The 24,599-nt window shown below is 62.4% G+C and carries 10 protein-coding genes; 8 read left to right on the forward strand and 2 right to left on the reverse strand.

All coding sequences use genetic code 11. From position 1 onward, the window contains the following. Window positions 1–129: 129 nt before the first annotated feature. Window positions 130–1,611, forward strand: coding sequence for an NAD(P)/FAD-dependent oxidoreductase (locus tag DBV08_RS26945; protein ID WP_124569414.1), 1,482 nt, complete (start codon window positions 130–132; stop codon window positions 1,609–1,611). A gap of 21 nt (window positions 1,612–1,632) precedes the next feature. Here the strand turns inward: DBV08_RS26945 and DBV08_RS26950 are convergent, their stop codons facing one another. Continuing rightward, entirely contained in the window at window positions 1,633–2,154 is a 522-nt protein-coding gene (locus DBV08_RS26950; protein ID WP_124569415.1) for a universal stress protein, read from the reverse strand. Window positions 2,155–2,254: 100 nt separating this feature from the next. Between DBV08_RS26950 and hisI the strand changes: the two genes are divergently transcribed. From hisI to DBV08_RS26970, 4 genes are all read left to right on the forward strand, one after another. Then, window positions 2,255–2,602 carry a phosphoribosyl-AMP cyclohydrolase gene (gene hisI, locus DBV08_RS26955; RefSeq protein WP_050655350.1) on the forward strand — a complete coding sequence of 116 codons (348 nt, stop codon included), beginning with the start codon at window positions 2,255–2,257 and terminating at the stop codon, window positions 2,600–2,602. Between the two features lie 6 nt (window positions 2,603–2,608). Further along, entirely contained in the window at window positions 2,609–2,902 is a 294-nt protein-coding gene (locus DBV08_RS26960) for a DUF1905 domain-containing protein (protein ID WP_095969969.1), read from the forward strand. Between the two features lie 23 nt (window positions 2,903–2,925). Continuing rightward, the gene (locus tag DBV08_RS26965; RefSeq protein WP_124569416.1) at window positions 2,926–3,552 is read left to right on the forward strand and encodes an SRPBCC family protein; all 627 of its coding nucleotides are present in this window, start codon (window positions 2,926–2,928) and stop codon (window positions 3,550–3,552) included. 73 nt (window positions 3,553–3,625) lie between these two features. Then, window positions 3,626–4,012, forward strand: a complete 387-nt coding sequence (locus DBV08_RS26970; RefSeq protein WP_124569417.1) for a DUF2784 domain-containing protein — start codon at window positions 3,626–3,628, stop codon at window positions 4,010–4,012. 76 nt (window positions 4,013–4,088) lie between these two features. On the opposite strand, the gene DBV08_RS26975 is transcribed toward DBV08_RS26970, so the two are convergent. Further along, window positions 4,089–4,514, reverse strand: coding sequence for a nitroreductase/quinone reductase family protein (locus DBV08_RS26975; protein WP_095969972.1), 426 nt, complete (start codon window positions 4,512–4,514; stop codon window positions 4,089–4,091). A gap of 109 nt (window positions 4,515–4,623) precedes the next feature. Between DBV08_RS26975 and DBV08_RS26980 the strand changes: the two genes are divergently transcribed. The 3 genes from DBV08_RS26980 to DBV08_RS26990 all read left to right on the forward strand — a co-directional run. Further along, the gene (locus DBV08_RS26980) at window positions 4,624–5,046 is read left to right on the forward strand and encodes a metalloregulator ArsR/SmtB family transcription factor (protein WP_148090794.1); all 423 of its coding nucleotides are present in this window, start codon (window positions 4,624–4,626) and stop codon (window positions 5,044–5,046) included. After that, window positions 5,043–6,092 carry a cation diffusion facilitator family transporter gene (locus tag DBV08_RS26985; RefSeq protein WP_124569419.1) on the forward strand — a complete coding sequence of 350 codons (1,050 nt, stop codon included), beginning with the start codon at window positions 5,043–5,045 and terminating at the stop codon, window positions 6,090–6,092. Before DBV08_RS26980 ends, DBV08_RS26985 begins: the two co-directional genes overlap by 4 nt. A 209-nt stretch (window positions 6,093–6,301) precedes the next feature. Further along, window positions 6,302–24,599: non-ribosomal peptide synthase/polyketide synthase (locus tag DBV08_RS26990; protein ID WP_124569420.1), on the forward strand; the 18,298-nt coding region annotated here is incomplete at its 3' end.

Here is a 24,599-nt window from a genome sequence, read left to right on the forward strand (position 1 = left end):
TTCGTCACGTCAGGAATGATACCGTTCTCAATAACGGAATGACATGTCAGTTTCTGATGTGCAGTTCACGGGTGCGTGGTTCACAGATGCGCGGGTTCATGGTGTGCAGTTCACGAGAGGGATTCTCCGATGGCAGTGCAGTACGACGCAGTAGTGGTGGGGGCGGGCTTCGGTGGAATGGGTGCGGCCATTCAACTCAAGCGGATGGGCCTGGACAACCTGGCGATCCTCGAGCGTGAGGACGATCTGGGTGGGACCTGGCACGTCAATCGCTATCCCGGTTTGGCCGTCGACATCGCGTCGGTCACGTACTCGTACTCGTTCGAACCCAATCCGAACTGGTCCAGGCTCTTCGCACCTGGTGCCGAACTGAAGAAGTACGCCGATCATGTCGCGGACAAGTACGACCTGCGTAGGCACATGACGTTCGGTGCTGTGGTCAACGGAGCCCGCTGGGACGAGGATTCCTCGCACTGGGTCGTATCCGTCGAGGGATCTCCGGATATCACCGCAAAATACCTCCTGACCGCGACGGGCTTCCTCTCGCAGCCACATCGCCCGGACATCTCCGGCATCGACGAATTTGCGGGCAAGATCATCCACACCACCGCCTGGGACGATTCCTACGATTTGTCGGGCACCAAGACCGCAATCATCGGAACCGGTGCCACTGCCGTGCAGTTGATCCCCGAGGTGGCGCGGCAGGCCGCAGAGTTGACCGTCTACCAACGCACACCGATCTGGGTAGTTCCCAAGATCGACGTCCCCATTCCGAGCGCGGTGCAGAGGCTGTTCTCGCGCATTCCGCTCACCCAGCGAATCGCTCGCGCTGTCAGTTCGTCGATACTCGAAATGATCATGGTCAGTGCGGTCCTGCACTACAAGCAGGTCAAACTGTTGAACAAAGGCGCTGCAGCCGCATCGCGAGCGTTTCTGCGGTCGCAGGTCCGCGATGCCGGCCTTCGCAAGCAACTCACACCGGACTACGACTTCGGGTGCAAGCGACCCACGTTCTCCAACAGCTATTTCCGTACGTTCACCAAGGAGAACGTGCACCTTGAAACTACGCCGATCGACCATATCGCCGCCGACGGCATCGTCACCGCTGACGGACGCAAGACCGAGATCGACACCTTGGTGCTGGCAACCGGCTTCAACCTCTGGGACGTGAACTTTCCGGCCATCGAGGTTATCGGCCGTGAGGGCCGCAACCTCGGCAAGTGGTGGCGCGACAACCGTTTCCAGGCTTACGAGGGAGTTGCGGTTCCTTACTTTCCCAATTTCCTCACGCTCGCCAGTCCGTACTCGTACAGCGGTTTGTCCTACTTCACGACGATCGAATCGCAGATGCAGCACATGGATCGACTGTTCGGCGAGGTGAAACGGCGCGGCGCGGACACCTTCGAGGTCACCGAAACCGCCAACGCCAAGTTCCTGGACCGGATGACGGAGAACCTCGCGGACTCCGTCTTTTACGGCGGTAGTTGCCAGACTGCGCGGAGCTACTACTTCAATCAGCACGGCGAGGCTGCGATCCTGCGGCCCACCTCTACGCGCAACGCGTTTGTCGAAGCGAAACGCTTTCCGCTCGAAGACTATTCGATCATCTAGGCGCGCTTGTCCCGTGTTCGGCTAACGTGTCGAACCGACTCCGATCGGAACCGATATCACGGGATAACGGTTCTGCCGCTTCAGTCGGGACGTGACCGAACTGTGCATCAGTTTGCTCACCGCGGAGGCAGCACCTTTTCGCGGTGATCCGATCACGATGGTGAAGGCGTCGTACTTGTCGGCAGTCGCGAGAATGACACCGGCCGGGTCGCCGTAGGTGCAGTCGTACGTCCACGTATCGGTGTGTGAGGCGAGCGCCGAGGTCGTCTGCTCGCGTTGCGACACCATCTCGTCGTGCAGACGCGTGTCGAATTGTGGTGAGTCGATTTCGACAGGCAAGTCCTCGGAAGTGATGCAGTGAACGACGTGGAGGGCCGAATCTTCCTTGGCGGCAAGCATCAATCCGTAGCTGACGACATTCTTGCTGGTCAGGCCTGTGCCGATGCCGAGAACTATGTGGCGGGTAGGGACGCGATCGGTACTCGGGTTCACGAGGTGGCAGGTGTACTCCGGGTGTGGACCGTCATGATGCTGATGGTTCATGTCGGATCCTCTTCCGCAGCGACGGCGACGTAACTCCCATTCTAGGGCGGCCACGCAGGGGAATTCCACGGAAGTCACAGGTGGAAGGTATAAACGTCATATGAGTCTTGATCCCGCAATCGCAGCGAAGCTGAAGCGTAACGACGCCGGACTGTTCAGCGCGGTTGCGCAGGAGAAGTCGACCGGTGATGTGCTGATGGTCGCGTGGATGGATGACGAAGCGCTCGCGCGAACACTGGAAACCCGTAAGGGGACGTACTATTCGCGCTCGCGGCAGCAGTACTGGGTCAAGGGTGAGACGTCGGGGCACACCCAGTACGTCCACGAAGTGCGACTCGACTGCGACGGCGATTCGGTCTTGCTGATCGTCGACCAGGAGGGCGCGGCGTGCCACACCGGCACTCACACGTGTTTCGACACCGACGTCCTACTCGCCGCTCAGCAGTGACGCGACATGGCCGCTGACAAGACTCCACAACCGCTCGATTACACCTTCACCGCTCCTATCGAGAAAGACGGGGCGTTCGCGACGTTTCTCACCGTGCCCGGTTCGGCGGAACTTCTGGGAACCAGACGCGCAGTCAAGGTGGTCGGGATCCTCGACGGCGAGCATCCCTTCGAGGCGACGCTGATGCCCTCCGGCGACGGACCTCATTGGCTTCCGCTCCGCGTGGCGCTCTGCAAGGCGATTGGCAAGAGCCTCGCTGGAGAAGAAGTATCGGTACGTCTACAGCAGCGATTGACCTGAAGTTTCCCGAACCGAGGAGAATTGTGGTCGACAGAGCCGTTGATTCGTTGCAGATGGTAGCGCGAGAGCTGAGTCCGTTCGGCGGTGACGAGGGGAAAACACGCACGCTGCGCATGTCGCGGACTCTCGCGGCACCCATAGGCACGGTCTGGGCGGCGATAACCGAGTTCGACCGCATTCCCCAATGGTTCATGCCGGTCGCGGGAGAAGCCATGATCGGAGGCCACTATCAGCTCGAGGGCAACGCCGGCGGCGAGATTTTGGCGTGCGATGCTCCTCGGGCTCTTCGCATCACCTGGGAATATGACGGCGATGTGAGCTATGTGGCTGTGAATCTCGCCCAAAAAGGCAGTGGTGCAACGCTGTTCGACTTCGAACACGCTGCGGACGTGGAGCCTGATCGGTGGGCCGAGTACGGTCCAGGTGCCGTCGGCATCGGGTGGGACATGGGACTGCTCGGGCTGGCTACACATGTGGAACTGGGGATCGCGACCCCACTCGAGACACCCGAGTGGTCGGCGAGCGACGAGGCCAAGGCGTTCATCGCGGGAAGCAGTGAACTGTGGGCCGAAGCTGCGATCGTATCGGGCGACGACCCGGATGCGGCTGCAGCCGCCGCTGCTCGCACGACGGCTGCATACACCGGGTAGATCGTCGCTGCGGGGACTAACATCGGAATAGTCTGGTTGTTGCGGGACTTCCGCGCCACGAGCGGAGACGACGATGGTGTATCGGCTCATCGAAGTAGTGACGGTGTTCGTTCACTTCGGATTTGTTCTCTATGTGGTGCTGGGTGGATTTGTCGCGTGGAAGTGGCGTCGTACCATCGCAATCCATCTTGCTGCGGTGGTCTGGGGAGCCGGTTCGATAGCGGTCGGATACGACTGCCCGCTGACCAATCTCGAGAACTGGGCCCGCCGGATGGCCGGAATCGCGGAGTTGCCGTCCACCGGATTCATCTCGCACTACATCACCGGCGTGTTCTATCCGGTGAGTATCGAAGGCCTGGTACAGGCGCTCGCGGCGACGGTGGTTGTCGGATCCTGGGTCGGATACGTGCTGCTCGCACGGCATTCGAAGGCTGAGGTCAAAGCGTCGTCAGTGTCATGATTCTTCAGTGTCATGATTCCTTGGTGACGATCCCTGCCGTTTCTGGATGGAAACGGCAGGGAGGCGCTGTCAGGAATTACGCGCGAGTCAGTGCCACCACCGGAATTGTGCGGATCCCAGCTGTCTTCTCCGCATATTCGGCAAATCCCGGGTATCGACTGGCCTGCTCGTCGTAGATGCGGTCACGTTTCTCGCCGGTTACTTCGCTGACGGAGACCGGGTATGTTTCGGTGCCGACCTCGACCTCTGCCTGGTCGGTGGCAACGAGGTTGTAGTACCAGTCGGGGTTGGTCGGGGCGCCGGCCTTGGATGCAAAAACGTAGATGGTCTTAGGATCCCGCTCGTCTGCCAGATACATCATGGGACTGACGAAATCGCGCCCGGATTTACGTCCTGTGTGATGGACCAACACCATGGGTGCACCTTCGAAGGGGCCACCTACCTTGCCCTCGTTTTCCCGAAACTCCGAAATGATGCCTGCGTTCCAATCGTCGGTACTCATCGTTGTCTCCCGGTCTGCGAGTGGCGAAAGGCTCTGGTGCCAAGCTTTGCACAACTGGTGAATCGACGAGGGATCATCTTCGGCGTCCACCATGATCTACTATCTACGTATGAACGCAGATAGTGGTGTTTGTCGCCGCAAGCTTCCCGATGATCAAGTCGACCTTGTGGTCGAGGTGTTCCGCATGCTCGCCGACGCAACTCGTGTGCAGGTGTTGTGGGCATTGGTCGACCGCGAGTGCTCGGTGAACGAGCTGGCAGAACGTGTCGGCAAGCCGGCGCCTTCGGTGTCACAGCACCTGGCGAAACTGCGTATGGCGAGGTTGGTGCGAACGCGCCGTGATGGTACGACGGTGTTCTATCGCCTGGAGAACGACCATGTGCGCCAACTGGTTACGGATGCGGTCTTCAATGCCGAACATGCCGGACCCGGATTGCCGGGGCATCACCGTAGTGAAGGTGAGCTTCGGGAGATTCACCCGGAGCGCTCGGCGAAGGTCGATCGTGCCGATCAAGAAGAAGGTGCGTCATGACACACGAGCCGAAGACGACCCACGGACACGGTCACAGTCATGGCCGTGGTCACGGTCATGGCCACGGCCCGAAGGGATTTCGATCGGCAGTTCGCGAAGTGTTCTCCCCGCACAGTCACGACGCTGCCGACAGTGTCGACGACGCGTTGGAATCGAGCGTAATTGGCATCCGGGCGGTCAAGATCAGTCTTGTCGCGCTCGGGGTCACCGCAGTTGCTCAGGTTGCGATCGTGGCGATCTCGGGTTCGGTGGCGCTGCTGGCGGACACGATTCACAACTTCTCCGACGCGCTCACGGCAGTCCCACTCTGGATTGCCTTTGCGCTCGGCCGACGTGCGGCGACCAGGCGTTACACCTACGGGTTCGGCCGTGCGGAGGACCTGGCCGGATTGTTCGTGCTTGCGATGATCGCATTGTCGGCGGTGATTGCCGGTGTGGAGGCAGTGCGGCGTTTGATCAATCCGGTGGAGATCGAGCACCTCGGTTGGGTAGCGGCTGCAGGTTTGATCGGTTTCATCGGCAACGAACTCGTGGCGTTGTATCGGATCAGAGTGGGGCGGCAGATCGGTTCCGCGGCTCTGGTGGCCGATGGATTGCATGCTCGCACAGACGGATTCACTTCGCTCGCAGTCCTTCTGGGGGCGGGGGGAGTTGCGCTGGGTTTCCCGTTGGCAGACCCGATCATCGGCCTTGTCATCACCGTGGCCATCGTGGCAGTGCTGAGGACCGCAGCGCGAGACGTCTTCCGGCGGTTGATGGACGGCGTCGAACCGGAGTTGGTGGACGATGCCGAACATGCGCTGCAACACGAGCCTGGAGTTCTCGGCGTACGTGATCTGAAGATGCGATGGATCGGGCACCGGTTGCACGCCGATGCGGAACTCGACATCGATCCACGGGCAACTCTTGCCGAAGCTCACGCAATCGCGCACAGCGCCGAGCATTCGCTCACTCATGCGGTGCCCAAGCTCGCCACTGCCCTGGTGCATGCGTATCCGGCGCATGATGCGCCGAATTCGGAGGCAGCGGTCGGAGCGCAGGCCTGATCTGCAGAAACAGACCTCGCGGAATCCTTCAAATGTTCAGTTCGGAACTTGTTTTGCCATTTGACGAGATGGGAAGGTTATGCAACCCTATCTTTGATCAATCGGCGGACTGTGTCGAGTGGTAGCCGGTTCGGTCATCTCGCGCCGCAAGCCCACAGCAATCGATGCAGGCCGTCGGTACTTTTTTCGGCAGATGAGAGAACGACGCTGTGCATGCTGATCGACGTTTCGAGCCCTTTCCGCTGACCAACGCACAACGCGGAATCTGGTTTGCCCAGCTACTGCGTACCGATGTGCCGATCACGATCGCGCAGTATGTCGTGGTCGACGGATCTCTCGACGCTGCGGTTCTCGAAAGGGCCTGCGTCGCAGCAGCGCATGAGTTCGGCTCCGGAATGCTGAAACTCCTCGAGGTGGACGGCGAACCTTTTCAGCAGATCGATTCCGACCTCAGCCAGAGCGTCGAGGTCGTCGATCTGAGCTGCGAACTCGAGCCGGAGACGGCCGCACTCGAGTGGATGCGGAACGAGTACACCCGCCCTTTCGACCTACTCACTGATCGGTTGGTGAAATCTGCGGTTCTGAGCGTCGGCGCGAACCGTCATTACTGGTACTGCCGGATCCACCATCTGGTACTCGACGGCTACGGCGCCATGAACTTCATGACACGCATCGCCGAGTTGTACTCGGCGGAGGTTGCCGGTCTCGAAGTCCCGGAATCCTCGGCCCACGATCTTGGTGCCGTGTACGCGGCCGAGGCCGAATACCGCCGTTCGCCGCGATTCACCAGGGATCGGGACTACTGGGCAGCCAAGACGGCTGAGCTTCCCGCAGCCTCGAGCCTGGCCGGCAGGCGGATGGACGCCACAGCGGGTGCTGTCGTTGTCGGACGACCACTCGACGCCGCGAATGCGATGGTCAACGCGGACGGATTCTCTTCTGTGGTGGCGGTAGCGGCCTTTGCGCTCTATTTCGCCCGTGTGACCGGCACCGAAGACGTGGTCCTGAGTTTGCCGGTGACTGCTCGAACGAACAAAGTTCTGCGTGGTTCGGGTGGAATGATCTCCAATGTCGTTCCGGTACGAGTCTCGGTGACTGCGAGGACCACCGTCGCCGAATTGAGCGCGGCAGTCCAGCTGGAATTGACCGGTGCGCTCAGACATCAGCGATACCGCACCGAAGACATGCGACGCGATCGAGGCCTCGGCGCCGAGCGTGGATTCTTCGGTCCCGCGATCAACATCATGAACTTTCACCCCGAAGTGGTCCTGGGTTCGGTGACCGGTCGATTCCACGTGCTGTCGACGGGGCCGGTGGAAGACCTGTCGGTCAACATCTATCCGAGTGCGTCGGGTGAGGCGCCGAGAATCGATTTCGAGGCCAATCCCGATCTGTACGACGCGGATACCCTCAGCGACCACGTTCGTCGGTACGTCGACCTGTTGATTCGCTACGGTGACGCGCTGCCGGACACCCGGGTTCTCGATCTCGAGATCCTGAGCGACGAGGAACGGATGTCACTCGTTCCGGCGCGCGGACCTGCCGCGCTGAAGCCGATGACATTGCCCTCGATTCTCTCGGCCGGCGTCACGGCGTCGCCGGAGGGGATCGCACTGCAATGTGGAGCTCGGCAGCTCACCTACCGCGAACTCGATCGACGATCCAACGTTCTTGCTCGAATGCTCATCCGGCTCGGAGTAGGACCCGGTGCCGGTGTGGCGATCGCGCTGCCCCGATCGATCGATGCCGTCGTCGCGTGGTGGTCGGTTGCCAAGACCGGCGCTGCCTGTGTTCCGGTGGACCCCGCGTACCCGATCGAACGAATCGCTCACATGGTTCGGGACAGTAATGCTGTTGTGGGACTAACCGATTCGACTGTCCGACAGTTCTTGCCCGGCGATCCGGACTGGATCTCGATCGACGGATTCAGTTATGTCGGTGACGAGTCCGTTGTCGGCGACGCCGACCGCACGGCGCCGTTGCGAAGCGATCACACCGCGTATCTGATCTACACGTCCGGGTCCACCGGTACGCCGAAAGGTGTTGCCGTCACGCATAACGCGTTGGTCGATTTCACCGCCTGGGGTCGTCCTGAACTCGGTGTCGGAGTGCATTCGCGGGTACTGAGATTCTCGTCGGCAAGTTTCGACGCTTCAGTCTTCGAAATGGTCCAGGCGTTCAGTGCCGGTGCGACGATGGTCATCGCTCCGTCCGATGTCTTCGGCGGCGACGAGCTCACCGAACTACTGCGCAGCGAGCGAGTCACCCACATCATCAGTGCGCCGGCAATTCTGAGCACTGTGGACGCCACCGTTCTCCCGGATCTCGAAGCCGTCGTTGTCGGTGGCGACGTGTGTCCGCCGGATCTGGTTCGGCGCTTCGGCCCGATCTGCCGGTTCTACAACAGCTACGGCCCCACCGAATCGACGATCGTCATCACCACGACGTCTCCGCTGTCACTCGACGACGCCATCACGATCGGTTCACCCGTTCAAGGCGCACATCTGATGGTTCTGGACCGCTGGTTGCGGCCAGTGCCGGTCGGTGTGGCCGGTGAACTGTATCTCGGTGGCCCCGGATTGGCTCAGGGCTACCACGCACGTTCGGCCCTGACCGCTGCGAGTTTTGTCGCTGACCCTCTCGGCGGCGGAACTCGGTTGTACCGCACCGGTGACATAGTGCGTTGGACTCCGGAGCTCTCGCTCGAGTATGTCGGCCGCTCCGATTTCCAGGTGCAGGTCAATGGACTTCGGATCGAACTCGGTGAGATCGACGCTGTTCTCGCACAGCATGAATCCGTCGATGTCGTCGTGACGCTGGCTCGCGGCACCGTGTACTCGTACGTGAAGATCAAGGCCGGCTACAGTCTCGACGAAGAGGCTCTGACCGCACACGCATCTCGATTCCTGCCCGCCCACATGGTTCCGTCGCAGTTGGTGCCGCTGGTCGACGTGCCATTGACCCCGGCCGGAAAGATCGATCGCCAAGCGTTACCCGAACCGGAACTTCGGTCGGCCGACCAGAATTACCGGGCACCGAGCGGGCCGGTCGAGCGCATCATCGCCGACGCCGCTGCGTCAGTTCTCGGCATCGAGCGAGTCGGCGTCGACGATTCGTTCTTTGCACTGGGCGGAGACAGCATCGTTGCCATCTCACTCGTCTCGCGAGCGAAATCAGCCGGCGTCGTCTTCACCCCGCGCGATGTGTTCGAACGTAAGACCGTGGCTCGATTGGCCGAAATTGCGCGTCCGGCAGATGAATCCGTTGTGCTCGACGAATTGCCGGGTGGGGGAGTGGGGTTTGTCCCCCTGACCCCGATCGCTACCGAGATCCTGGGCACGGCCGGCAGCATCGATGCCTTCTATCAAGCCGTGTCAGTCAGTGTTCCTGCTGGAGTGAATCTTTCGCGTCTCGTCGCGACTCTACAGGTGGTTGTCGATCGGCACGACGCGCTCCGTGCGCGCTTGCTGCCCGACCACTCCGGGCTCGACATTGCCCCGACCTGTGCCGTCGATACATGGGTTCGCCGAACGGTCACCGACGCGGCACCCGGAAACCCGGAGTTCGAGGACGCTCTCACCGAGGCGACCGCAGACGCCGCCTCGAGGCTCGATCCGTACCGCGGCGTCACAGTTCAGATGGTCTGGCTCGATTCGGTGCTCGGTTCGGGCCGCTTGGTCATCGTCATCCACCACCTTGTCGTAGACGGTGTCTCCTGGCGGATTCTGCTTCCCGACTTCGCCGCTGCGTGGCAACAGATCATTGACGGTGGCACACCGGTATTGATGCCCGTCGGTACGTCACTGCGGCGTTGGTCGCACGGACTCGCCGACGTGTCACCGTCGGCGGAACTCGAGTACTGGCGAGAGGTCCTCGACTCCGCCGCTGCACTCTGTGGTTCGCGTCCACTCGATGCGGAACGGGACCGAGGGTCGTCACTCCGTAGGGTGCGGATCGACATCGACCACGGCATGACGGATCACTTGTTGCGCTCCGTGCCGTCGCACTATCGGAGCGGTGTCAACGACGGATTGCTCAGCGCACTTGCCCTGGCAATACGCACCTGGAGCGGATCGCAGCGCGTGCTCGTCGCGCTCGAAGGTCACGGACGTGACGAAGACGTGCTGCCCGGCGCTGACCTGTCCCGGACCGTCGGTTGGTTCACAGCGGTGTACCCGGTCCGAATGGATCTCACCGGACTCGGAGCGGACGTACCTACGGTCGTGAAATCCGTCAAGGAACAGCTGCGAGCTACACCCGGGTCCGGCATCGGGTACGGGCTGCTACGCCGTGCCGGGATGCTGACCGGTCCGGAGCCACAGATCGGTTTCAACTACCTGGGCAAACTGTCCACCGCGGAGTTCAGCGACGAACTGCGTTCCGCCGGCTGGATTCCCGATGCCGGAATCGATCTCAACAACGGCAGTGGAAGCGATCTCGCTGTCAGCCGTGCGATCGACATCAACGCCGCGGTCGTGGACGGACCGCACGGCGAATACCTTTCGGCGACATTTGCCTTCCCCGAAGGCATCTTCGAACCCGGAGAAGTCGAGGAGCTTGCACAGTCGTGGCGCGATGCCCTGGAGAAGATTGTCGCCTCCGTCGGTGATCATGCCGGTCTCACGCCGTCCGACGTGCCTCTGGTCTCGACGTCACAGGACGAAATAGAACTGTGGGAGAAGCGGTTCGGCCACCTGGAGGACATCTGGTCGCTCTCTCCGCTGCAAGCCGGATTCCAGTTCCACGCCGGCCTCACCGCCGATACAGTCGATGTCTACACCGGCCAGATCGTTCTGTCGCTGGCTGGAATCGTCGACAGCGAGCGACTACACCGGTCGCTCTCGAGACTGTTCGAGCGTCACGCCGCGCTTCGGACCACCTTCGTCTACGACTCGAACGGCGTTGCAGCACAGCTCGTTCTCGATTCCGTGACAACTCCGTGGCGGGAGGTGCTCGGGGGTGACCCGCACGCCATCGCGGAACGAGAGCGTACGACGCCCTTCGATCTCACAACCCCTCCGCTGCTTCGTGCAGTTCTGGTGCGCGAGGGTTCGGCCTCCGCGCACCTGATCGTCACCAATCACCACATTCTCTTCGACGGTTGGTCGATGCCGTTGTTGGTGCGCGATCTACTTTCGCTCTACGCCGCCGACACATCGCTCTCGGCTCCTGCTCGGTCGTACCGCACGTATCTGGACTGGCTGGCCGAACAAGACAACGGCGAGGCATTGGAACGGTGGACCGGCGCGCTGGCGGGGGCGGACGAACCGACGCTGATCGCACCGCACCGCGCCGAATCCTCCGTGCACGCAGTTCCCGTGGACGTCGACGTCCCGCTGGAAGCCTCGTCGACCGAGGCCGTCGTCGCGTTGGCCAAGCGCACCGGGGTCACGGTCAACACCGTCGTCCAGACAGCATGGGGCCTGCTGCTGGGTGGAATGCTCGGGCGTGACGACGTCGTGTTCGGCGCCACCGTCTCCGGTCGACCCGCGTCGCTGACCGGGGTCGAAGACATTCTCGGCCTGTTCATCAACACCGTCCCCGTTCGCGTCCGCGTGGACCCGGACGGTTCGGTTTCCGAACTGCTCGAACAAGTTCAGTCCGAGCAGGTCCGGTTGCTCGACAGCCATCACGTCGGTCTTGCCGAGGTGCAGTCGGCGGTGGGCGCCGGCGCGGTGTTCGACACGTTGACGGTGTTCGAGTCGTATCCCGTGGATCGTTCGGCGCTCGAATCCGCGACGGACATCGCCGGGATGCGCATCACGGGTATCGAGGTCGCAGACGCGACTCATTACCCGCTGGCGCTGGTCACCGTCCTCGAACCGAGCCTCCGTCTCACCATCGAGTACGCACCCGACGCAATGGACCACGACGCCACGGTGCGTCTGGGCGGACGTCTCGCATCGATACTTGCTGCGATGACCGAGGAGAGTGTCCGCATCCGGGACATCGACTCTCTCGACGATGCCGAACGTCGGCTCGTGCTCGACGAGTGGAACAACACTTCCCACCCTGTGGTCGATGCGACGCTGCTCGATCTGATCTTCGCCGACGCTGACGTCGCCGACATGTCCGGTGCTGCAATGACCTTCGGAGACGCGACGGTCAGCTACCGTGAATTCCGTGCCCAGGTCAACTCTCTTGCTCGCCACCTCGTCGACTGTGGGGTCGGGCCCGAGTCTCTCGTTGCGATCGCGCTGCAACGAAGTGCGCATTACGTGGTCGCGGTCCACGCCGTCATCGCCGCAGGTGGAGCGTATCTTCCGATCGATCCGAAACACCCGGGTGAGCGGATCCGGCATGTGCTCGACATAGGAGCACCATCGGTAGTGCTGTCGATGACGGCCGATGCCGCATCTCTGCCTGCGGAGATCGAGCCGGTGCTTCTCGACGAGATCGATCTTTCGGGGTACTCCACCGACCGGATCGAGGACGTCGAGCGTTCCGGTCACGTATCTCCGGATCACGTTGCCTACGTGATGTTCACGTCCGGGTCCACCGGGAAACCCAAAGGTGTTGCAGTCTCGCATCGTGCGATAGTCAATCGCCTGCTGTGGATGCAACATCAATACCCGCTCTCGCCTCGGGATGTCGTGCTGCACAAGACGCCGGCCACCTTCGACGTTTCGGTGTGGGAGTTGTTCTGGCCGTTCGTCACCGGTTCGAGGCTGGTCGTAGCCGAACCCGACGGACACCGCGATGCGCGTTACCTGTCGGAGTTGATCGCTCGCGAAGGTGTCACCACCTTGCACTTCGTCCCGTCGATGCTCGACGTCTTTCTCGTCGACGGAGATCTCTCGCAACTCGAGTCCGTTCGAAGGGTGTTCGCAAGCGGTGAGGCACTTCCGCGTGCGACGGTGAGTCGCTTCCACGAACGAATCGGTGCAGATCTGCACAATCTCTACGGTCCCACCGAAGCTGCCGTGGACGTGACGTTCCACGAGACGGATTCCGCGGCAACGGGCCCGGTGCCGATCGGTGCTCCGGTCTGGAACACTCGAACCTACGTGCTGGATCAGCGCCTGACGCCCAGCCCGATAGGAGTTCCGGGAGAGCTGTATCTCGCGGGAGTGCAGCTCGCCCGTGGCTACGTGGATCGTCCTGATCTGACTGCAGATCGCTTTGTGGCCAACCCTTTCGGCACTGGGCGCTTGTACCGCACCGGTGACCTCGTCATGTGGAATGCCCGTGGTGAGATCGAGTATCTCGGGCGTACCGATTTTCAGGTGAAGCTTCGCGGACAGCGCTTGGAACTCGGCGAGATCGACGCCGTCCTGGTGGAACTCACGGGTGTTCTCGCCGCCGTCACCGTCGTACACGAGGACCGCCTGGTCGCTTACGTCACTGCTGAATCGGCAACCGACACTGCGCTTCTCGCCGCTCATGCGCGGGCGAAGTTGCCCACATACATGGTCCCCTCCGTCTTCGTGATCTTGTCGTCGATGCCGCTCGGTCCGAACGGTAAACTTGACAGGCGAGCTCTGCCGGAACCGGATGTGGCTGCAGGAGAATACGTCGCTCCGTCCTCCGAATCCGAAAAAGCCATTGCGGCAATCTTTTCCGAGCTCCTCGGAGTGGACCGTATCGGCGTCACCGCCGACTACTTTGTCCTCGGTGGCAACTCGCTCACGGCTACGCGGGCCGTGGCGCGGATAAATTCGGCGCTGGGATCCTCGCTGGGTGTTCGAGAACTGTTCGATGCTCCGACGGTCGGTGCGCTGGCTGAACTTGTCGCAGACGGTGATCGGCCCACGGGCACAGGGCTCGCTCCACGGCAGCGACCGGAACGGATTCCGCTCTCACCGGCCCAGCAGAGAATGTGGTTCCTCAACCGTTTCGATCCGGAATCCGGGGCATACAACATTGCGGCAGCACTCTCGCTGTCGGGCGACCTGAACGTCCAGGTTCTGCACCAGGCGATCAGCGACGTCGTCGACCGGCACGAGGTGCTGCGAACTCTCTATCCTGATTCGGAGCAGGGGCCGTACCAGCGCATTCTCGACGAGGTGCCGGTCGATCTCGAACCGGTGGATGTCAGTGACCCAGTCGCGGTGATCAGCGAAGTGGTCGGCAGCGGGTTCGACGTCACCACTGAGGTCCCCGTGCGGGTCGCGCTTCTGCGGTCCTCTGGGCGGGAGCACGTTCTTGTTCTGGTCGTTCACCACATCAGCGGCGACGGGTGGTCGATGCAGCCACTGGCCGCGGACGTGATGACGGCATACGCATCGAGGTTGGCGGGCGAGGCGCCGCAGTGGACGCCGTTGAGTGTCCACTACGCGGACTACACGCTCTGGAAGATCGATTATCTCGGCGACGAGGACGATCCGCGGTCGGAGGCGTCACGGCAGATCGACTACTGGCGCGGCGCATTGACGAACGTGCCGACTCGCCTCGATTTCCCCACGGACCGAACGCATCCGCCCGTCGCCTCGTATCGCGGAGGGACGGTGTCGTCGGCAGTTTCCGCTCAGACCTACAGCGCCGTGGAAACCCTGGCTCGCAGCACTCGATCCACACCGTTCATGGTCCTGCACTCCGCATTGTCGGTTCTGCTGTCCCGGATGGCGGGGGAGACCGACATCGCGATCGGCACCCCGGTCAGCGGACGCGGCGATCGGACCCTCGACAATCTCGTCGGCATGTTCGTCGGGACCGTGGTTCTTCGGACACAAGTGGATCCGGCCGCAACTTTCCGCGCACTGCTCGAGACGACCCGCAACGCCGACCTCTCGGCATTTGCCCACGCCGACATTCCCTTCGAGCGTCTGGTGGAGGTGCTCGACCCGCCTCGTTCGTCGGCGCACCACCCCCTCTTCCAGGTAGTACTCGCCACCGGCGATATTCCGACTCCATCCGTGCAGCTTCCCGGCCTTACCGTCTCTCAGGTCGCGTTGGATGCGAGGATCTCGAAATTCGATCTCCAACTGGATGTGTCGTCTCCGGGCCCGGACGGGTCGGTGACCACGACGTGGACCTATGCAGTCGACATCTTCGACGAACCGACCGTGCGCGAGATCGCGGCTCGGTTTGCCGCCGTTCTCGACACTGCCGTCGCTGAACCGGAATCAGTGGTCGGCGACCTCGATCTGCGGACGATGCCAGAGATCGAACGCCAGGAAGCTGCAGATACGGTCGCTCTGGCAGAACTGACGCTGCCGGAGATACTTGCTGCCGGCGTCAGCAGGTCGAACGGCGGTTCGGCGTTGCTGTGCGGCGACCTCGAACTCTCGTACGACGACGTAGACCGGCGCACCAATCGGTGGGCGCGGGCACTCGTCGCGCAAGGAATCGGTCCCGAATCGGTAGTGGCGATTGCCATTCCACGATCTGTGACGTCCGTCCTCGCGACCTGGGCCGTCGCCAAGACCGGAGCCGCTTTCGTGCCCGTCGACCCGAGTTACCCGGCCGAGCGTATCGAGCACATGCTCACCGATTCGGGTGCAGTCCTGACGCTGACCGACGACGTGGCGGTGTCATTGGATCGCGCCGATGTCGGCGACGCTCGACTCGTCGACTCCGAACGCACGTCACCGATTCGGATGGACAACACCGCGTACGTCATCTACACGTCGGGATCGACCGGCGTTCCCAAGGGCGTCGCCGTCTCGCATGCGGGGCTGGCGGCGTTGGTCGGCGAACAGGTTCGACGATACGGACTCGACAACCGCAGTCGCACCATGCATTTCGCCTCACCGAGCTTCGATGCTTCGGTGCTCGAACTGGCAATGGGCGTTGGTGCGGGCGCCGCGATGCTTGTTGTTCCCACCGGAGTTTACGGCGGTGCCGAGCTGGCAGATCTCATGCGCGCGTCGAAGATCACCCATGCGTTCGTGACCCCGGCAGCTCTGGCCACGGTCGAACCGGCGGACGTTCCCGATCTGGGTGTCGTGATCGTCGGGGGTGAAGCGTGCGACGCTGCGTTGGCCGCGCTGTGGGCACCGACACGAAAGATGTTCAACGCGTACGGTCCCACCGAGTCCACCGTCATGGCTACCCTCGCGGGACCCATGTCGGCGACCGATCGGATCACCATCGGTGGTCCCGTTGTCGGGACCGTCGCACATGTTCTCGACTCTCGCCTCCGTCCCGTTCCGGACGGTGTTACAGGTGAGCTGTATCTGAGCGGGCGTGGACTGGCCCGCGGTTACCACCGTCGCGGCGACCTGACGGCAGCGCGATTCGTTGCCGATCCCGCACGCTCGGGCCTGCGGATGTACCGCACCGGCGACCTCGTGCGACGTCGTGGAACGGAACTCGAGTATCTCGGCCGTAGCGATTCACAGGTCAAGATTCGTGGGTTCCGCATCGAACTCGGTGAGATCGACGCAGTGCTCGCCGTGCACGCGGGCGTGCGAACTGCGGTGACGACCGCACACCAGACCGACGGGCTGCACTCGTACGTCGTTGGTGAGCATCTGGACCCGGAGGAAGTACGCACCTTCGTCTCCAGTCTGCTACCCGCACATATGATTCCGGGCTCCGTGATCGTCGTCGAGGAGATTCCGCTGACACCGGCCGGCAAAGTCAATTACCGAGCACTACCCGCGCCGACGATGCATCGGAACGCGTTCGTCGCACCGGTTACGAAGACGGAGACGTTGATCAGTCGGATCTTCGGCGACGTTCTGGATGTCGACCAGGTGAGCGTGGTGGACGACTTCTTCGACCTCGGTGGAAACTCGCTGAGCGCTACCCGAGTGATGGGACGAGTCGGCACCGAACTCTCGGTTGCCCTCTCGGTTCGGGTCCTCTTCGACGCCAGGACAGTCGCGGCGCTCGCTGCGGCAGTCGACGGAGCGCACCGTAGTACCCGTCTCACTCTGACGGCCGGGCCCAGGCCGGATCGGATCCCCCTCTCGCCCGCGCAATCACGAATGTGGATTCTCAATCGATACGATCCCACCTCACCCGCATACAACATCCCGCTCGTCCTTCGCCTGCGCGGGCAGCTCGATTCCTCAGCTCTGCGAGAAGCGCTGTCGGACATCCTTCTTCGTCACGAATCCCTGCGAACCATCTTCCCCGAAGACGCAGCTGGGCCCTATCAGTCCGTTCTCGGAGATGCCGACATACCCTTCCGTCACACGGTGGTTTCTCCCGAACAGGCTGCCGACCTGATTGTCGGCGCTCTGAGCGAGGGCTTCGACGTCACCCGGGAAATCCCGTTGCGGGTGAATCTGTTCGAACTCTCGGCCGACGAACACATCCTGGCCGCCGTGGTTCACCACATCGCCGCGGACGGTGGGTCAGTGGCGCCGCTCGCTCGGGATCTGGTTCTCGCCTACTCGGCACGCCGTTCGGGAGCAGAGCCGTCGCTGACGCCCCTGGTAGTTCAGTATCCCGACTACAGCGTGTGGCAGCACCAGGTCCTCGGTTCGGAAAGTGACCGGACCAGTGTTGCTTCGAGGCAGGCCGAGTACTGGCGTGACCAGTTGGCCGGAGCGCCGGAGCTTCTCGAACTGCCCACCGATTTCCCGCGGCCGGCGATTGCGTCGTTGCGCGGAGCGAGCACCGAACTGGTGCTGACGTCCGAGATGGCCGGCGCTGTGAAGCAGGTGGGCCGCACGCACGGAGCCACGCCATTCATGGTGCTTCATGCGGCCCTCGCGGTTCTTCTGTCCAACCTCGCCGCGACCGATGACGTGGTGATCGGGACACCGATTTCCGGACGCGGCGAACCGGCGCTGGACGACGTGGTCGGAATGTTCGTCGGCACGGTGGCCCTGCGTAGCCGTCTCACGCCGGCGATGTCGTTCCTGGATTTGTTGGCCCAGGTGCGAGCCACCGACCTCGCTGCATTCGAGAATGCGGACCTACCGTTCGAGCGGCTGATCGACATTCTGCAACCCCCTCGATCCCAGGCCCACGCGCCGATATTCCAGGTGGCGCTCTCGCAAGAGCAGGAGGGAACCGCGGCATTCGCGCTGCCCGGCCTCGAGATCGAGGCCGTGGACAACGCAGTCGTGCCCTCGAAGTTCGACATCCAGGTCACGATGGTCGAGCACGCTGATTCGATGAATCTCACCTGGACCTACGCCACAGATCTCTTCGCCGGCGAGTCCGTGGACGGATTTGCGGAGCGGTTCTACCGGATTCTCGCGCAGATTGTGGAGGCTCCCGACACGGCCGTCGCTGATATCGACGTACTGGCCGAGGGCGAATACACCAGGCTCACGTCCGTATTCGGTCCGCCTGCGCCAACAGTTCGCACCCTGGCGGATCTTCTGACCCTGCATTCGGAATCCGAGAGTGTGGCTATCGTCTCCGAGTCGTGTGTCGAGATGACGTACAGCGAGCTGGATTTGCGATCCTCGCAGCTGGCTCGTCTCCTCATCGAGCGCGGAGCAGGCCCCGAAACGGCTGTCGCAGTTTCTCTTCCGCGATCGGCTGAATCCATTCTCGCGCTGTGGGCCGTGGCCAAGACGGGCGCAACGTACGTTCCGGTGGATCCGACATACCCCGACGAGCGTATCGCTCACATGCTGAGAGACTCCGGTGCGCGAGCCGTCGTCACCGACTCCGTGACGGCGCCGACACTTCCGAACGGAATCGACACGATCGAGGTCGACGATCTCGATCTCGATCGATATTTCGCAGGGAAGGTCACCGATGTCGATCGGATCCGTCCACTGCACGTCGATCAGGTTGCCTACCTGATCTACACGTCAGGCTCGACCGGTCTCCCCAAGGGGGTCGCCGTCCCTCACCGCGGACTGTCCGTGTTCTCCGCCCGCACCCGCACCGATCTGGCGGTATCGCGAGACTCTCGGGTATTACGACTGTCTTCCGCGAGTTTCGACGCCTCGATGTTCGAGATGATCCTCGCGTTCACTGCCGGTGCGACGATGGTGGTCGCTCCGCCGACGGTCATCGCCGGTGACGAACTCACCGACGTGATCCGGCGTCACCACATCACTCACGTGGTGACAGCGCCGGCGGCGATGACGACCGTCGATGCGACTACGCTCGCCGACCTCGAAACCGTGGTGCTCGGTGGCGACGTTTTCCCACCACAACTGCTCGACCGTTTTCACGACACGACACGACTCTTCAACAGCTACGGACCGACTGAGAGCACCATCGTCATCACCAAGACCGGGGCTCTCCCCGAGACTGTGGCGCTGTTCGGTGACGGTGTACAAGGAGGTGACCGTTCACTCGCGTCCGTCACGATCGGCACACCGCTCGAAGGCGCCCATGTTCTGGTCCTCGATTCCGCCCTCAATCCCGTCCCCGTCGGGGTCAGGGGTGAGCTGTATCTGTCGGGCCCAGGCCTGGCTCGCGGGTATCACCGACGCGAGGGGTTGACCGCAGAACGCTTCGTCGCGAACCCGTTCGGGGCACCGGGCGCGAGGATGTACCGGACCGGTGACGTGGTCACCTGGACCGGCCAGGGCGAACTGGCCTACTGCGGACGATCCGACGCCCAGGTTCAGCTTCGCGGGCTCCGCATCGAACTGGGAGAGATCGAATCAGCTCTCGCCTCCGTCCGCGGAGTGATCGCCTCCGCTGCCACCGTTCACCGACATGACTCTCTCGGCGATCAACTCGTCGGTTATGTCACCGTCACAGGTGCGGTGTCGGCGGAGCACATCCTCGACGCCGTCGCAGCGGTGTTGCCCCGAGCCTCGGTGCCCACTGCTGTCGTCCTGCTGGATTCGCTACCCCTGACTCCGGCCGGGAAGCTCGATCGCGCAGCACTTCCCGTTCCGGCGTTCATCGCCTCGGCGACGTTCAGGGCGCCGACGACACTCGCGGAGATTCGTGTCGCGAGTGCTTTCGCCGACGTTCTCGGTACCGACACCGTCGGAGCAGAAGACAGTTTCTTCGAGCTGGGTGGAAACTCGCTCAGTGCCACACGGGCGATTGCCCGCGTCAACGCTTCGTTCGGGGTCAAACTCGGTGTTCGTGCGCTGTTCGAGGCACCCTCTGTCGCAGAACTGGCTCTGCTGGCGGGCTCGGCAGAACGCGATGACCAGCCTCGATTGGAAGCGCGACCGCGACCCGAACGTATTCCGCTCTCGCCGGCGCAGACTCGGATGTGGTTCCTCAATCGATTCGACGCCGCGGCTGCCACGGACAACCTACCGCTCGCGCTTCGTCTGAGCGGCACCCTGGACGCGTCTGTATTGGCGCTTGCGCTTCGTGACGTCGTCGAACGTCACGAGTCGTTGCGTACCTACTATCCCGATACCGCGGACGGACCCCGTCAGGAGATCCTGTCCGCGTCGTCGGTGGATCTCGATCTGGTTCAGCACGACGTCACCGAAGCCGAAGCGCTGGAACGGCTCTTCGCTCTGGCCGGCGCCGGATTCGACGTGACGACTGCTGTTCCGCTGCGGACCGCTTTGTATCGAATCTCCGAGACCGAGCATGTGCTCGCAGTCGTGATGCATCACATCGCATCGGACGGATCGTCACTCGGGCCCTTGGCAGCCGACGTCATGGGCGCCTATGTCTCGCGTTCTACGGGTGACGCTCCGCAGTGGGAGCCGTTGCCCGTTCAGTACGCGGATTACGCTCTCTGGCAACATGATCTGCTCGGAACCGAATCCGAACCTTCAGGTGTTGCTCAGGCGCAAATACAGTTCTGGACGTCCACGCTCGCCGGAATTCCGGACCAGTTGAATCTGCCGACGGACCGGCAGCGTCCGGCCCGTCAGAGCTATCGGGGCAAGGAGATTCACTTCACGATCGGCTCGGACACCGCCGATCGACTGCGTGATCTCGCCGCCGGATCAGGCTCGAGCCTGTTCATGGTCGTCCACGCCGCGTTCGCCGTACTACTTGCAAGGCTGGGAGACAGCGCCGACATCACTATCGGTTCGCCCATCGCGGGACGTGGACACGAGTCGCTCGACGCGCTCGTGGGGATGTTCGTGAACACCTTGGCACTTCGAACCCAGGTGAACACGGCGGCGCCGTTCACGGAACTGCTCGACCACACCCGCGATCAGGATCTCGCCGCCTTCGCGCATGCGGACCTGCCGTTCGAGAAGCTCGTCGAGATCATCGATCCCGTCAGATCGACGGCACGCCATCCGTTGTTCCAGGTGGCACTGTCCTTCCAGAACCTCACGCCGACGATGTTCGGGCTACCCGGACTGCAGATTGCGGCAGTTGGCGCCCCAGTCGAGACGGCGAAGTTCGATCTCCACCTGACAGTCACCCCGGGGGAGTCGGGTGCGATGTCGGCGTCGTTCACCTACGCGACGGATCTGTTCGACCAATCCACGGTGGCGACATTCGCCAATCGCCTCCTGCGCGTGCTCGATTCGATCGGTCATGACCCGAACGTCACGGTAGGCGACATCGCTCTGCTCGGCGACGAAGAGATCGCGGCCACCGTCAAGACGTGGAACGACACCGACACGGTCGTTCCGGAGACAACCCTCGCGGATCTGTTCGACGCCCAGGTGCACAGAACACCGAACGCCGAAGCACTGGTTTTCGGTGACCGTCGCCTGACCTATGCCGAGTTCGACGCCGAAAGCAATCGCCTGGCGCGATATCTGATCGGCATCGGTGTCGGCCCGGAAGTGACTGTTGCGCTCAATCTTCGGCGTTCCGTCGAACTGGTCGTGTGCATGTACGCGGTGGTGAAGGCGGGCGGAGCCTACGTTCCTCTCGACCCGGATCAGGCGGCAGAACGCACGGCGCACATACTCGAATCCGCCGAGACCGCCGTTGTTCTGAACACTTCTCACGATTCAGTCGGCGGGCCGTACCGCGTCGTGGACGTCGACACACTCGAGCTGGACGGTACCGACGGGTCGCCCGTTCGGGACACAGAACGCCTCGCACCCCTGCACACGGACAACATCGCGTATGCGATTTACACCTCCGGATCCACCGGAAAGCCCAAGGGCGTAGCGATCTCCCATCGAGCGATCACCAATCAACTCTTGTGGAAGCAGGCTCAGTTCCCTCTCGATGTCGATGACCGTGTGCTCGTCAAAACCGCAGCCACCTTCGACCTGTCGGTCTGGGAGTACTGGTGGGCGTTGCAGACCGGTGCCTGCCTGATTCTCGCCGAGTCGGGAGCACAGCAGGACGGTGACTACCTCACGTTGCTCATGGAGCGCGAGCAGGTGACAACGCTGCATGCCGTTCCCTCGATGTTGTCACTGCTCAGTGCATCCGCGCGTCGGCTGCCGAGTTCTCTGACCCGGATCCTGTGCATCGGTGAGGCACTGCCGGTACAGACCGCCAAGGATGTGCGAGATCAGAGTTCGGCGCAGGTCTACAACCTGTACGGCCCCACGGAGGCCGCGGTCAGCGTCACGGCACACCGAACGAGTGGTGTCGACGTGGCGACTGTTCCGATCGGAACTCCCGCATGGAACACACGATTGCATGTACTCGACGACCGCCTTCATCCGGTTCCGGTCGGTGTTGCAGGTGAGCTCTATCTCGCCGGAGTTCAGCTGGCCCGTGGGTACATCGGGGATCCGGGGCAGAACGCGACTCGTTTCGTCGCCGATCCGAATGAAACGGGAGAGCGCCTCTATCGAACCGGCGATCTCGTTCGGTGGAATGCGGCGGGCAGTCTCGAATACCTCGAGCGTGCAGATTTCCAGGTCAAGGTTCGAGGCTTCCGCATAGAACTCGGTGAGATCGAAACAGCGTTGCGCGCCGAGCCGTCGATTCAGGATGCGGTAGTCACGGTCACGACGTCAGCCACCGGCGAGCAACACCTGGTCGGTTACGTTACCGCGGTCGAGGGTTCGACAGTCGAGAAGTCGGTGATCCTGACCCGACTGCGTGCCACCCTGCCCGGCTACATGGTGCCGACTGTCCTGATGACACTCCACGCCCTCCCCCTGGGGAGTACAGGCAAGGTAGATCGACAGGCGCTCCCGGAACCGATCTTCGAGGCACGTCGATTCCGCGCACCCACCACGCCTGCCGAACTGTCGGTAGCCACCGCTTTTGCCGAGATCCTCGGTGACGGGAAGACCGACGAAGTGGGAGTCGACGACGACTTCTTCGAACGCGGCGGCAATTCGCTCAGTGCGACTCGGTTGCTCGGACGGATCAACGCCGCGGTGGGCACCGACCTGCCCGTGCGTGTGGTCTTCGAGTCGCCCACCGTCGCAGCGTTGGCTGCAGTAGTGGAAACTGCCGAGCTTTCGCGGCGACCCGCGCTGGGTTCGCAGCCGAGACCGGTGAGGATTCCGCTCTCACCGGCGCAGACTCGTATGTGGTTCCTCAACCGGTTCGATCCCGGTTCGTCGGCGTACAGCATCCCGGTGGTTCTTCGATTCGTAGGTCCGCTGGATGTCGAGGCGCTGCGCGTGAGTGTCGCCGACGTGATCGCCCGTCACGAGATCTTGAGAACCGTGTACCCGGAGTACGACGGGATGGGATACCAAGAGATTGTCGAGGCACCTCAGGTTCCCGAGATCCTCGATGTCATTGCCATTGAAGAGAATTCGCTCCACGACCTGCTGGTCGAGGTGCTCGGTGCGTCGTTCGACGTCACGTCCGAGATTCCCGTGCGAGCTCATCTGTTCCAGCTCGACGAGTTCGAGTTCGTGCTGGCGATGTCGGTGCATCACATTGCGGGTGACGGTTTCTCGATGGGGCCGTTGACGCGTGATGTGATGGTGGCGTACGAGGCGCGGACCCGAGGGGTGGAGCCGTCGTGGTCGCCGCTCGAGGTACAGTACGCGGATTACGCGTTGTGGCAGCTCGAGATGTTGGGTTCGGAAGAATCGTCGACCTCGCTGATCTCGCGCCAGCTCGCGTTCTGGTCGGACATGCTCGACGGCTTGCCCTCCGTCCTCGAACTCCCGTTGGATCGTCCCCGCCCCGCGGTGGCTTCCGGTCGTGGATCGGTTCTGAACGCTCATCTCGAACCTGTCCTGCAACAGGCGATTTCCGATTTGGCCCGACGGTATCGTGCGACGCCTTTCATGGTGCTGCATGCGGCTCTGGCTGTTGTACTGTCGCGGTTCACCGGCAGTTACGACTTCGCCGTCGGGACGCCGACGGCCGGGCGCGGAGAACGCATGCTCGACGATGTGGTCGGCATGTTCGTCGGGACCGTGGTGTTGCGCACCAGCGTCGATCCAGATGAGCAGTTCCTCGACCTGCTGTCCCGCCTCCGCGACGCCGACCTCCAGGCTTTCGCTCACAGTGACGTGCCGTTCGAGCGTCTGGTGGAGGTGCTCGATCCGGTTCGCTCGCAGTCGTATTCACCGCTCTTCCAGGTCGGTCTCGCGCTGCAGAACCATCTCGATTCACGGTTGACTCTCAACGGGCTGCATATCGAGAGCATCGAACCTACGGTGGTGACCACTCAGGTCGACCTCGATTTTGTCGCGGCGGAACAGTTCGACAACGACGGTCGACCTTCCGGGCTCGTCGTTCAGCTGACGTACGCCACGGATCTCTTCGAGGAATCCACTGCCTCCCGTCTGATGTACGCGTTCGAGTCGGTCTTGACTACTGCTGTAGCAGAACCGGATCGGCGAGTGGAACTTTTCGCCGTGGAGTCTGTGG

The sequence above is a fragment of the Rhodococcus sp. KBW08 genome (assembly GCF_003852455.1).
Taxonomy (GTDB): Bacteria; Actinomycetota; Actinomycetes; order Mycobacteriales; family Mycobacteriaceae; genus Rhodococcus_F; species Rhodococcus_F baikonurensis.

Coding starts and splice junctions, on each gene's coding strand:
- DBV08_RS26945 (WP_124569414.1), top strand. CDS start 130: ATGGCAGTGCAGTACGACGCAGTAGTGGTGGGGGCGGGCTTCGGTGGA.
- DBV08_RS26950 (WP_124569415.1), bottom strand. CDS start 2,154: ATGAACCATCAGCATCATGACGGTCCACACCCGGAGTACACCTGCCAC.
- hisI (WP_050655350.1), top strand. CDS start 2,255: ATGAGTCTTGATCCCGCAATCGCAGCGAAGCTGAAGCGTAACGACGCC.
- DBV08_RS26960 (WP_095969969.1), top strand. CDS start 2,609: ATGGCCGCTGACAAGACTCCACAACCGCTCGATTACACCTTCACCGCT.
- DBV08_RS26970 (WP_124569417.1), top strand. CDS start 3,626: ATGGTGTATCGGCTCATCGAAGTAGTGACGGTGTTCGTTCACTTCGGA.
- DBV08_RS26975 (WP_095969972.1), bottom strand. CDS start 4,514: ATGAGTACCGACGATTGGAACGCAGGCATCATTTCGGAGTTTCGGGAA.
- DBV08_RS26980 (WP_148090794.1), top strand. CDS start 4,624: ATGAACGCAGATAGTGGTGTTTGTCGCCGCAAGCTTCCCGATGATCAA.
- DBV08_RS26985 (WP_124569419.1), top strand. CDS start 5,043: ATGACACACGAGCCGAAGACGACCCACGGACACGGTCACAGTCATGGC.